This window comes from Aerococcus christensenii (assembly GCF_001543105.1).
In the GTDB taxonomy this organism is placed as follows: domain Bacteria; phylum Bacillota; class Bacilli; order Lactobacillales; family Aerococcaceae; genus Aerococcus; species Aerococcus christensenii.
The window spans coordinates 672070-683735 of sequence record NZ_CP014159.1 but is presented as its reverse complement, the minus strand read 5'-3'; the positions used below and the strand labels follow the sequence as shown (position 1 = coordinate 683735).

At 36.6% G+C, this 11666-nt stretch carries 12 protein-coding genes; 10 read left to right on the top strand and 2 right to left on the bottom strand.

Features of this window, described 5'->3' with window-relative positions; all coding sequences use genetic code 11:
- The 10 genes from rpmH to sufB all read left to right on the top strand — a co-directional run bounded on the left by rpmH (position 1) and on the right by sufB (position 8271).
- Positions 1 to 135, top strand: a complete 135-nt coding sequence (rpmH, locus tag AWM71_RS03205) for a 50S ribosomal protein L34 (RefSeq protein ID WP_060776633.1) — start codon at positions 1 to 3, stop codon at positions 133 to 135.
- 71 nt (positions 136 to 206) lie between these two features.
- Positions 207 to 584 carry a ribonuclease P protein component gene (gene rnpA / locus AWM71_RS03200; RefSeq protein ID WP_060776632.1) on the top strand — a complete coding sequence of 126 codons (378 nt, stop codon included), beginning with the start codon at positions 207 to 209 and terminating at the stop codon, positions 582 to 584.
- Positions 574 to 1419, top strand: coding sequence for a membrane protein insertase YidC (gene yidC, locus AWM71_RS03195; RefSeq protein WP_201783960.1), 846 nt, complete (start codon positions 574 to 576; stop codon positions 1417 to 1419). The genes rnpA and yidC overlap by 11 nt, the downstream gene beginning before the upstream one ends.
- Before the next feature lie 15 nt (positions 1420 to 1434).
- Positions 1435 to 2400, top strand: a complete 966-nt coding sequence (gene jag, locus AWM71_RS03190; protein ID WP_060776631.1) for an RNA-binding cell elongation regulator Jag/EloR — start codon at positions 1435 to 1437, stop codon at positions 2398 to 2400.
- Positions 2401 to 2492: 92 nt separating this feature from the next.
- On the top strand, positions 2493 to 2927 hold the full coding sequence (locus tag AWM71_RS03185) for a metal-sulfur cluster assembly factor (RefSeq protein WP_082632791.1): 435 nt from the start codon (positions 2493 to 2495) through the stop codon (positions 2925 to 2927).
- Positions 2928 to 3085: 158 nt separating this feature from the next.
- Positions 3086 to 3862 carry a Fe-S cluster assembly ATPase SufC gene (gene sufC, locus AWM71_RS03180; protein ID WP_060776630.1) on the top strand — a complete coding sequence of 259 codons (777 nt, stop codon included), beginning with the start codon at positions 3086 to 3088 and terminating at the stop codon, positions 3860 to 3862.
- A gap of 12 nt (positions 3863 to 3874) precedes the next feature.
- A complete protein-coding gene (gene sufD, locus AWM71_RS03175) occupies positions 3875 to 5191 on the top strand; it encodes a Fe-S cluster assembly protein SufD (protein ID WP_060776629.1) in 1317 nt (438 codons plus the stop codon).
- Positions 5184 to 6398: an aminotransferase class V-fold PLP-dependent enzyme gene (locus AWM71_RS03170; protein ID WP_060776628.1), complete on the top strand. Its 1215-nt coding sequence runs from the start codon at positions 5184 to 5186 to the stop codon at positions 6396 to 6398. Before sufD ends, AWM71_RS03170 begins: the two co-directional genes overlap by 8 nt.
- A complete protein-coding gene (sufU, locus tag AWM71_RS03165) occupies positions 6395 to 6847 on the top strand; it encodes a Fe-S cluster assembly sulfur transfer protein SufU (protein ID WP_060776627.1) in 453 nt (150 codons plus the stop codon). Before AWM71_RS03170 ends, sufU begins: the two co-directional genes overlap by 4 nt.
- Before the next feature lie 23 nt (positions 6848 to 6870).
- Positions 6871 to 8271, top strand: coding sequence for a Fe-S cluster assembly protein SufB (sufB, locus tag AWM71_RS03160; RefSeq protein WP_060776626.1), 1401 nt, complete (start codon positions 6871 to 6873; stop codon positions 8269 to 8271).
- A 107-nt stretch (positions 8272 to 8378) separates the two neighbouring features.
- On the opposite strand, the gene nrdG is transcribed toward sufB, so the two are convergent.
- Positions 8379 to 8972: an anaerobic ribonucleoside-triphosphate reductase activating protein gene (gene nrdG / locus AWM71_RS03155; protein WP_060776625.1), complete on the bottom strand. Its 594-nt coding sequence runs from the start codon at positions 8970 to 8972 to the stop codon at positions 8379 to 8381.
- Positions 8953 to 11232, bottom strand: a complete 2280-nt coding sequence (gene nrdD, locus AWM71_RS03150) for an anaerobic ribonucleoside-triphosphate reductase (protein ID WP_082632790.1) — start codon at positions 11230 to 11232, stop codon at positions 8953 to 8955. The genes nrdG and nrdD overlap by 20 nt, the downstream gene beginning before the upstream one ends.
- Positions 11233 to 11666 lie beyond the last annotated feature (434 nt).

The window sequence follows — 11666 nt, the reverse complement described above, 5'->3', positions numbered from 1 at the left end:
ATGAAGAGAACTTATCAACCAAATAAACGTCGTCGTCAAAAGAAACATGGCTTCCGCAATCGTATGAGTACAAAAAATGGTCGTCACGTTTTAGCACGTCGTCGCCAAAAAGGCAGAAAACGTATTTCAGCATAAGACCACAACAAATGTGGTCTTTTTTTTTTCAAGAACTAGATTATGTTAATAAGAGGAGAGAGGGGCAAGACATGCGCAAAAGTTATCGGGTTAAAACAGAAAAAGACTTTAGTCGTGTCTTTCACCAAGGACAATCAAAAGCAAATCGCCAATTTGTCTTGTACTTTATTGAAAAAGAGCAACCTCATTTTCGAGTAGGACTATCTGTAGGGAAAAAGGTAGGCAACGCTGTAACGCGCAATCGGGTGAAGCGAATGATTCGACAAGCTCTAACAGAATTAAAAGATCAAATTCAAGCCGAATATGATTTTATTTTGATTGCGAGAAAACCAACAGCAGAAATGAATCAATCAGAGATTAAGAAGAGTTTGATTCATGTGATAAATTTAAGCCCGTTGTTTACTCGAGATCCTCTTAAACAAAAGAAAGGACAAAACAGTGAAAAATAAATCTAAATATTTTTACCAACTGCTGCTTCTTTTGGGTATTATTATTTTATTAGGAGGATGCGGAAATGTAGGGGCAATAGAACCGATTACTGCAGATTCACCGGGTTTGTGGAACAAGCTAGTCTATATGTTATCGCAAGTGATTGTGGGACTATCCCATTTGTTTAAAAATAATTATGGTTTAGGAATCCTTTGTTTTACTATTATTATGCGTCTAATCTTAGTTCCACTGTATCATTTCCAAATGAAGAACTCAGAAAAAATGCAAATGATGCAGCCAGAAGTGAAGGCATTAAGAGAGAAGTATGCTTCGAGGGATCCAGAAACTCAAGAAAAATTAGGAAAAGAATTAGAAAAATTGAATCAAAAATACGATATGAATAAGTGGGCAGGAATTCTTCCGTTATTGATTCAATTACCTATTTTAACTGCTCTTTATCAAGCCATTCTAAGAACTAAAGCTTTAACGACAGGTAATTTTTTATGGATGGAATTAGGAAAAAGTGATCCGTTCTTTATTTTACCGATTTTAGCAGCGGTAGCTATGTGGTATTCGACTTATTTAATGCAAGTTTCAAGCGGAAACAAGAGTGTTGCCACAACGGTTATGCAATATGCAATGGCAGGTATGATGTTCTTAATTATGATGGGATTGCCAAGTGCCGTTTCACTCTATATGGCTACAGCCAATGTATTCACTATTGGACAAATGTTATTGCTCAATAATCCTTATCAAAAACAACAAGATCGAAAAGAAAAAGAATTAAAAGAGAAAGAACTTGAACATCGTTTAGAAAAAGCGCGTCGTAATCCTAGAGGTAAAAAACGTAAATAATAAGGAGCGTTGATTATGAAACAAAAAACTTTTCAAGGGAAAACAGTTGAACAAGCTATTGAACAAGCTAAGGCAAGCTTAGCTAATTTAGAGCTTCTTCCAAACCAGATAACGGTCGTGCAAGAGGCTAAAAAAGGTTTCTTAGGTTTGGGAGGGCAACCTGCTATTATTAAAGTTGATATCCCAGAAAGTGAGAAATTTACAGAAGAAAAATCTGAACCTACCGAAAAAGTTTCTCCCTCAACTGAAAAAGAACCTGAGTCTTTTGAAAAGGCAATTAAGGAAGAGGAAGAACCAACTAAAGTAACTCAAGAAGAGCTCTCTCATTCTGAAGAAAAAGCGATCAATTCAGAGCCATCACGTCCCCAATTCTCTCATTTTGATGAAGATGCTGCAAGTATATTTGATCCTAAGCCAATTAGAAGAAGAGGCGTTAGAAGAGAAGTTACTGTAGAGGTCCCTTATGATGATTTGCTAGAAAATGGGTTTGACTTTGACGAGTTTGAAGAAATAAACTCTAAAAGATTTAAAAAATGGAATATTGAAACAATTGCTTATTATATAAAGGGAGTCCTATCAGCTTACCTTGTTGAGTCGACTATTGAAGTTGAAGATTTAGAAGATACAATAATTTATCATATAGTAGCAGATAAGCCAGGACTAGTAATAGGTAAACATGGGAAAATTATTAATGCATTAGAAGCGCTTGCTCAATCTTTAATGCATCGTTATGTAAAAAAACATGTAGATGTTGTAGTGGATGTAGGCGATTATAGAGTTCGTCGTCAAAAAATTCTTGAAAAATTAGCGGAAAGAACAGCAGATCAAGTGACGATGGATCATAAATCAGTGAGTTTAAATGCTTTACCAGCAAGAGAAAGAAAAATTATTCATCGCTGTCTTGCTCAGTATAGTCATATTGAAACGCATTCTCAAGGACGAGAACCACATCGACATTTAGTGGTTTCTTATAAAGAATAATTTGATGAAAAGAGTAAAAATGACTGACTTTTTTAAGAAAAGATGTCATTTTTACTCCTTTTGTCATTAGTGAAAGAAAGGAAAGTAACGTGATGAATCGAGAAACTCCTCCCCAATCTTTTCGTGATTTTATACGCAGGGGTGGTTTGCCTGATTTAAATAGTTATCTAGAAGATAAAGAAGAAAAAGATTTCTACGAAGATCTTCAAAATAAGAGCGAAGAAAAGTATCAATCTGTTATAGAGGCGCTCGGTCATATTTTGGATCCAGAACTTGGGGTAGATTTGATTAATTTAGGCCTCATTTATGGAGTCTTTATCAAAAAAGAAGATGCAACGTTTGTGAAAGTGAGGATGACTTTAACCACCCCTGCTTGTCCTCAAATCGATGAGTTAATTGATCAAATGATGAGGGCGCTTAATTCATTAGAGTGGGTAAGTGAAACAAAAGTTGTTATAACATTTGAGCCTTCTTGGACTCCGGACAGGATGTCTTTATATGCTAAAATTGCCTTAGGGTTTGCCTAAGGCAATTTTTTATACAATACCTTGTCTTTGTAATAAAATAGTATTCAAGTCATAAAAGAGCAGTGTACAATAAACAAAGGGAATAGAAAAATACCTCTCTGTAACTTTCGTTGATTGACAGAAAGCTTAGGTAATGAAAATAAAAGGGGAAGAGACGAATGACAAGCTTAGAAATTAAAGACCTGCACGTCAATATTAAAAATGAGAATATTGAGATTTTAAAAGGTGTCAATTTGACTATTAATACCAACGAAGTTCACGCTATTATGGGACCAAATGGAACAGGAAAATCGACTTTGTCTGCAACCATTATGGGACATCCAGATTATGAAATCACACAAGGAGATATCCTCTTAGATGGAAAAAGTATTCTATCGTTAGCGACAGATGAAAGAGCTCGGGCAGGCTTATTTTTAGCGATGCAATATCCAGCAGAAATTCCAGGAATCACTAATGCAAAATTTATTCGAGCGGCTATGAATGCACGACGTTCAGAAGACAATCAGTTAGAAATCATGGAGTTTATTGATCAATTAAACGAAAAGATGAAAATTTTAGAGATGCCAGATGATATGGCAGAGAGATATTTGAACGAAGGATTCTCTGGCGGCGAAAAAAAGAGAAATGAAATTTTACAAATGATGATGATAAAACCTCAAATTGCTATTTTAGATGAAATTGATTCTGGACTGGATATTGATGCCTTACGTATTGTGGCTAATGGTGTAAATAACATGCGTGGAAAAGATTTTGGCTGCATGATTATTACACACTATCAACGCCTTTTGGATTATATTGTGCCTGATGTGGTTCATGTGATGATGGATGGCAGAGTAGCTATAGATGGCGGCCCTGAATTAGCTCTTCGATTAGAAAAGGAAGGCTACCGAACTTTAGCTGATGAATTAGGATTTGAACTAAAGAATGAAAAATAGGAGAGGTCTGAAATGACTAGTGAAAGTAAGAGTAGACTGAATGTAGGCTTATTGCCTAGTCAAGAATTGCCTTTGGAAGCGTGGCAACAAAAAATTGATCATCTACAGGAGTCTTCCTTTATTCATAAAAAAAGGCAACAGGCTTTAAAAGAAATTCCACAATTAAGAGGGCCAGAAATCCCTAAAATTTCATATGAAAACTGGCCCTTGTTACCTGAGCGTTTTGTGTATGAAGAGGAAGAAGGAAAGGATTTAGAAGTATCTTTTGACAAGTCATCTTCCCTTGTTCAGGTAGGAAACCAGACAATTTATCGATCTTTATTAGAAAAATATCAAGAACAAGGAGTTATCTGTACAGATATTTTTTCAGCGATTCAGCACTATCCAGAGTTGATAGAGAAATATTATTTTCAAACGGCAGCTCAAACTGATGACAATTATGGTATGGCCTATAATGCTTTAGCGATGATGAATGGTATTTTTATTTATGTCCCTCGTCAAGTAGTGATAGATAAGCCTTTAGAATCTTTGATTTATCAAGAAGCCCAAGTGCCCAATCAAGCATTCATTCATCATGTTCTCATTGTTGTGGAAGATAATGCTCGTTTAAATTATATTGAGCGTTATAGAACGTATGGGAGTTGTAAAAGTACCGCAAATATTGTGGTTGAAATTATTGCGAAATCTGGGGCGTTCGTGCATTATACCGGAATTGATCGGCTAGGAAAAGAAACGACCGCTTATATTGGGCGAAGAGGAGAAGTAGCTAAAGACGCTGAGGTTGATTTTACAGTGGCTTGTTTGAATGAAGGTAATGTCTTGTATGATTCAGAGATTAAACTGAAAGGTTCAGGCGCTTTAGGTGAATATCGAGCAGTAGCTGTTACAGGTGAAGATAAAGTTCAAGGATTGAATAGTGTCGTTAAAAATTATGGAAAATCCACACGTGGAAATATTATTCAAAAAGGGGTTATTTTAAATCAATCTACCTTAATTTTGAATGGGGTTGGCCATATCTTAAAGGGCGCTAAGGGATCAGATGCCCAACAAGAAGATCGAGTTCTTATGTTTTCGGACCGAGCAAGAGGGGATGCAAATCCTATTCTCTTAATTGATGATAACGATGTAACGGCTGGTCATGCAGCTTCGGTGGGGCGCGTGAATCCAGAACAAATGTATTATTTAATGAGCCGTGGAATTGATGTTAATCAAGCGCGCTTGTTAGTTATTCGAGGCTTTTTGGGAGAAGTGATTATAGAAGGATTAGATAAAACTATTCAAGAAGAAATTTTAAATATTATCGATAGGCGGTTGATTCAATTTGAATAAGCAATTAAAAGCATCTTTCCCTATATTTCAAAACCCTATTAATGGACAGCGTCTGGTTTATTTAGATAATGCAGCGACTACTCAAAAACCAAAAGAGGTTTTAGAGGCCATATTATCCTATTATAAGCAGGATAATGCGAATACCTACCGAGGAGTCTACACATTAGCTGCTATAGCCACCGAAGCTTATGAAGAGGCTAGAAACAAGATTCAAGACTTTATCCATGCAGAAAACGGAGAAGTTGTTTTTACTAAAGGTACCACTCAAGGTCTGAATTGGGTAGCAGATCGATTCTTAGAAAAAGTGTTGAAAGCTGGAGATGAAATTTTGATTTCGCCTTTAGAACATCACTCTAATCTGCTTCCTTGGCAACAAATGGCTAAAAAAAGAGGATATCTTTTAAAATATTTGCCGATGAAAGCTGATGGAAAGTGGTCAAAGGAAGATGTTCAAGCGGCTTTAAGCAAAAAGACGAAGATTCTTGCGATTGCACATGTTTCTAATGTCTTAGGGTCTATACAAGATTTGAAAGAATTGGCAGATGTTATTCATTCGAATTCTGGTTATTTAGTGGTAGATGGTGCACAAGCAGTGGCTCATCTTCCCATTGATGTGAAACAGATGGAGTGCGATTTTTATTGCTTTTCAGGGCATAAAATGTATGGACCGACAGGGATTGGTGTTCTCTATGGGAAGAGGGAACTCCTTGAAGAGATGGAACCGGCTGAGTATGGCGGTGAAATGATTACCAGTGTCAGCAAGTATGATGCGAAGTGGGCAGAGTTGCCTCTAAAATGGGAAGCAGGTACGCAAAATATAGCTGGTGCAATTGGCTTAGGACGAGCGATTGATTGGATCAAAGAACAAGATCTCTCATGTATACACTCTAAAGAACAACAATTAATCTCTTCTGCTTTAAAGGGTTTACAAGAGATACCTTCAGTGACTGTCTATGGACCCAAAACAGCGAAGAATCGATGTGGGGTGATTTCTTTTAATTTAGAGGGAGTCCATCCTCACGATTTAGCCACGGGATTAGATCAATATGGGATCGCAATTCGGGCAGGGCATCATTGTGCGCAACCTTTGATGAAAGAATTAGGTATTACAGCGAGTGCTCGCATAAGTTTTGCCGTCTATAATACAGAAGAAGATGTTCAAATATTTTTACAAGCAATAAAGGAACTGAGGAAATTTTTTCAATGAGATTATCTCAATTAGAAGACTTATATCAAGAGATTATTTTAGATCACTATCGTCATCCGCATCATTATGGATCTTTGGATCATCCGGATTATCAAATTGAGATGATTAACCCTTCATGTGGGGACATGCTAATGTTAGAAGCAAAAGTAGATGCGAATGAAAAACTCATTCAATTGGGCTTTCACGGATCAGGATGTGCTATTTCAATAGCGAGTGCGAGTGTGATGACGGATCTGTTAGAAGGCAAAACTTTACAGGAAGCCAAGCATTTAAGTCATAGTTTTTCAAAGATGATTACAGAGCCTCAGATAGATATAGAGGCGCTAAAGGATGAATTAAAAGAAGCGGTTATTTTAAGTGGCGTTCGTCAATTCCCAGCTCGAGTGAAATGTGCAACGATCGCTTGGCAAGCCGTTCAAAAAATTAATCTTCAAAATAAAGATAAGTGAAAAAATAAAAAGGGGAGAGTAAAATGACAGAAGTGCCAATTACTTCTAATCATTATGAATTTGGGTTTCATGATAAGGTGCAATCGGTCGCAGAATTTGGACACAATCAATTAGATGAAAGTGTTGTGTGTCAAATTTCTCATGAAAAACAAGAGCCAGAGTGGATGTTGAATTTTCGTTTATCCGCTTTAAAAACATATAAAGAAAAAAAACATCCCACTTGGGGACCAGATATTTCTGTTATTGATTTTAATGACTTAACCTATTACCGCAAAAAAACGAAAAACAAAGCACGTACGTGGGAGGATGTCCCTGATCAAATCAAAGAGACCTTTAAAAGATTAGGCGTGCCTCAAGCGGAGCAAAAGGTATTAGCAGGAGTTGTTGCCCAGTACGAATCAGAAGCGGTCTATCACAATATCAAAAATCTTTATGGGGATCAAGGAGTGGTCTTTATAGATTGTGACACCGGGCTAAAAGAATATCCAGATCTATTTAAAAAATATTTTGGGAAGTTGGTTCCACCTACCGATTCTTTTCAGGCGGCTTTGAATTCAGCGGTGTGGTCAGGCGGCACTTTTATTTATGTGCCGGAGGGCGTTCATGTTAAGATTCCTCTGCAAACGTATTTTAGAATGAATGATAAAAAAACCGGACAGTTTGAGAGAACCTTGATTATTGTCGATAAGGGAGCTTATTGTGAGTATATAGAAGGATGCACGGCTCCGACTTATGCAGAAAGCTCTTTACATGGAGCGGTCGTTGAAATTTTTGTTGAAGAAGGCGCCTATTTTTCTTATTCGACTATTCAAAACTGGTCAGATAATGTTTTTAATTTAGTGACAGAACGTGCTCGTGTCGAAAAAAACGGGACAATGGAATGGTTAGATGGTAACTTAGGTTCACAAATTACTATGAAATATCCAGCCACCTATTTAGTGGGAGAGGGCGCTAAGGGAACGATGATGTCTATTGCTTTAGCAAAAGCTAATCAAAAACAAGACACAGGGGCTAAAATGATTCACCTTGCGCCTCACACCTCTAGTCGCATTATTTCCAAATCTATTGTTCGAGAAGACGGAAGGTGTGATTACCGAGGAGATGTTCGATTTGGAAGAAATTCTCAGTATTCCAAGTCTCATGTGGAATGCGATACGATTTTAATGGATCCAGAATCGAAATCAGATACTTTCCCGATGAATGAAATTAAGAATGCGCATGTAGAATTGGAGCATGAAGCAAAGGTTTCGAAGATTTCAGAAGAACAGTTGTATTACTTGATGTCGAAAGGACTATCAGAAAAGGAAGCTACAGAAATGATTATTATGGGGTTTGTACAGCCTGTATCCAAGCAACTTCCTTTAGAATACGCAGTAGAACTGAATCGTCTTATTGTGTTTGATATGGCTGGATCAGTTGGCTAATAAAAAAGATCTGAAACTTATAGGTTCGTTGTCAAAAGTTTGAGTATGACACTCCATGTTTTGACGATTGAACAAAGGTTCAGATCTTTTTTACATAGTCTAATTATCTAAAAATCATCGTATTTGCCATCCATCCAAAGAACGAGTTTCCCTGTTTCTAAAGATTTAGGAACATCAATAATTCTTTGATTAGAAGACCCACGAAAACGAAGATTGAGGTTTAATTTGTCGAGAATAAAACGCCCATCGACTAAGACATCAATATGGTGAAGGAGCCAAAGTTTGTCATCTGTTTCTTGAAGGAGCTCTTCATAGTAATAGCCGCTCCAACTCCATATATCTTTGGTATGTCCGAAGCGTTCACGCACCTTTCTAACGAGACGGTTTAACACTTGAGTATTCATAAAAGGTTCTCCGCCTAAGAGTGTTAATCCTTGGACGTAAGGTTGAGAGAGATCATTTAAGATTTTTTCTTCTAATTCATCTGTATAAGGAACGCCATAACTAAAGTCTTGAACTTTTTTGTTATAGCATCCTTTACAATTGAATAAGCAACCACTAACATAAATACTACATCTTACGCCATCCCCATCGACAAAATTAAAGGGTTTATAGTCAGCAATTTTTTGTTGACTATAATCTGCAGCTTTCCATTCTTTAGGATAGCGGGGACCCCATGTCTTAGTTTTCGGATCGAACATTTTTACTCTCCTTTTTCCGTTTGATGTCTTTATTGAAGAGTTCAATGATTTGTTCTTTGTTATCAGCGACTACAACATCTTTAGCGTTCATATGTTTAACACGTGCGCTAATTTCTTTATGACGGCCCTTAGCCATTGGACGGATATTAGGGTTGCCTAAATAACCACATGTTCTTTTGACCACATCGCAAGTTTCAGGATCGTTGTTTCCACATTGAGGGCATTCAAAACCGTTAGCGGTTGGGGTAAAATCCCCCTTGAAATCACATAAATAACACTGGTCAATAGGGGTGTTTGTTCCTAGATAGCCTACTCTATCATAAGCAAAGTTCCAAACCGCTTCTAAGGCTTTTGGATTCTGTCTAAGGTTAGGATACTCACAATAATGAATGAATCCACCTGAAGCATATTTAGGATAGTCTTTTTCGAAGTCAAGTTTTTCAAATGGTGTAGGATTCTTTCTAACATCGTAATGGAAACTATTTGTGTAGTAACCTTTATCCGTAATGTTGTCTACGATCCCAAATTTTTTCGTATCTAATCGGCAGAATCTGTCGGTTAAACTTTCACTTGGTGTACTGTAAATACTAAAGTGGTAGCCGTATTCTTTGCTCCATTCTTCAGCAGCATCATGTAGATGCTTAACAATATCGATGGTAAAATCTTTAGCTTCTTTATTGTGTTCCCAAGTTGGTCCATAGAAATGGCTAGCAACTTCATAAAGTCCGATGTAGCCCATAGAAACAGTAGCCCGTTCATTTTTGAATAATTCATCTACAGAGTCATCTGGATTGAGTCGTTTACCAAAAGCCCCGTATTGGTACAAAATAGGTGCATTTTCTGGAAGAGCTTGTTTAGTTCTGTTTACACGAAAAACTAAAGCATCTTTCATGACTTGTAGTCTTTCTTTAAAAATTTGCCAGAACTGATCTTTATTATGATCAGATTCCATAGCGATTCTTGGTAAATTTAAGGTCACAACTCCTAAATTCATTCTTCCACTATTAACTTCTTTTCCATTTTCATCTTTCCAACCTTGTAAGAAGGAACGACATCCCATAGGGGCTTTAAAAGATCCTGTAATTTCAACGATCTTATCATAACTTAGAACGTCTGGATACATTCTCTTTGTTGCGCATTCAATCGCTTTTTGTTTGATATCATAGTTAGGATCAGAAGGATCTAAGTTAACGCCTCGACGTAAAGTGAAAACTAATTTAGGAAAAATTGCTGTTCTTTTTTCTTTCCCTAATCCTTTAATTCGAACTTCTAAAATCGCTTTTTGGATTTCTCGAGCGAACCAGTCTTCACCTAAACCAAAACCTAAAGTTGTAAAAGGAGTTTGACCATTTGAAGAATATAGAGTGTTAATTTCGTATTCAAGACTTTGCATGGCATCATAGATATCTTTACGTGTTCTATCATAGGCAAAAGCTTCTTGAGCTTTTACATCAGGAATCCATTCTTTTGCTACTTTGAGGTGTTTTTGGAAATTTAATTGAGCGTAAGGCGATAAAGTTTCGTCAATACGGTCCGCTGAACATCCTCCATATTGAGAAGACGCGACGTTAGCGATAATTTGAGCAATTTGCGCGCAAGCTGTATTGATAGACTTAGGAGATTCAACTTCAGCATTTCCGATGTGGAAACCATTGCTTAACATTTCATTGAAGTCAATTAAGCAACAATTGGTCATAGGCGCATAAGGGGAATAATCTAAATCGTGAAAATGGATGTCCCCTTTTAAATGAGCATTTGCTACATGAGGAGGCATCATAGATAATCCAAGTGCTTTAGCACTTACCCCCGCTGTCAGGTCTCGTTTGGTATTGAAAACTCGACTATCTTTGTTGGCATTTTCATTTAAAACTAATTTATCGCCTTCAGCGAATTCTTTGAGTTTTTGCTGGACGTTGAATTGTAAATTCCGTGTTTTAATTTTTTCTTCTTGGAAGTTTTGATAACGATGAAGAGCTTCTTTTAAATGATGATCTTTGAATAATTTGCAGACGGCAAAGGAAATTGCCTGACTATTGATTTCTGTTTTAGAAGAGAGATCTAATTCTTCAATAACCGCTTCACATAAAGGAGCTACAAGAGCTTTTTGTTCAGGATTAAGTGCTTGTTTGATGGAATATTTTAAATTTGAAGCATAAAAAGTCGAAATGTGGCCATCACGTTTTTTTACTGGAATATGCGTAGATAGAGAAAGATTGTGATTGGTGATGGTTGCTTTTTGGGTAATTGTACGACTATTCATGATGCTTCCCTTCCTTACAAGATGATCTGGTAGACTCAAAAAGAGTTAGTACATTTATAATAAACCACAATATACAGAATGGCAATACCAAAATAAACACAATATATAGTGTTTTTGCTCAAATTAGATAAAAGTCAGCAGTCAAAAATAGCTAAGATTATTTTGACTAACAGAAAGAAAAAAGAGTTTTGAAGGGTCAGCACAAAAAAGAATAAAAAATTTTTGATGAATCTTGGCTATAAATTAGTTACTAGTTAACAAAATTGTTACAAGAGTTTCTTAGCACTTACTTGTTAATGAGTTTTTTAGCTTTATCAATTATTTTGCTTAAAGGAACATCAGCTGTAGCTGTTTGATGGAGAGAATTAAGAACTTAAGTCATAAAGAACCACCTATCACATGTAATTGTGTTGATAGTAGGTGGTTTATTTAGC

What these genes read in the sequence shown, in the direction of transcription:
- rpmH (WP_060776633.1), top strand. Translation starts at nt 1, where the DNA reads ATGAAGAGAACTTATCAACCAAATAAACGTCGTCGTCAAAAGAAACAT.
- rnpA (WP_060776632.1), top strand. Translation starts at nt 207, where the DNA reads ATGCGCAAAAGTTATCGGGTTAAAACAGAAAAAGACTTTAGTCGTGTC.
- jag (WP_060776631.1), top strand. Translation starts at nt 1,435, where the DNA reads ATGAAACAAAAAACTTTTCAAGGGAAAACAGTTGAACAAGCTATTGAA.
- AWM71_RS03185 (WP_082632791.1), top strand. Translation starts at nt 2,493, where the DNA reads ATGAATCGAGAAACTCCTCCCCAATCTTTTCGTGATTTTATACGCAGG.
- sufC (WP_060776630.1), top strand. Translation starts at nt 3,086, where the DNA reads ATGACAAGCTTAGAAATTAAAGACCTGCACGTCAATATTAAAAATGAG.
- sufD (WP_060776629.1), top strand. Translation starts at nt 3,875, where the DNA reads ATGACTAGTGAAAGTAAGAGTAGACTGAATGTAGGCTTATTGCCTAGT.
- sufU (WP_060776627.1), top strand. Translation starts at nt 6,395, where the DNA reads ATGAGATTATCTCAATTAGAAGACTTATATCAAGAGATTATTTTAGAT.
- sufB (WP_060776626.1), top strand. Translation starts at nt 6,871, where the DNA reads ATGACAGAAGTGCCAATTACTTCTAATCATTATGAATTTGGGTTTCAT.
- nrdG (WP_060776625.1), bottom strand. Translation starts at nt 8,972, where the DNA reads ATGTTCGATCCGAAAACTAAGACATGGGGTCCCCGCTATCCTAAAGAA.
- nrdD (WP_082632790.1), bottom strand. Translation starts at nt 11,232, where the DNA reads ATGAATAGTCGTACAATTACCCAAAAAGCAACCATCACCAATCACAAT.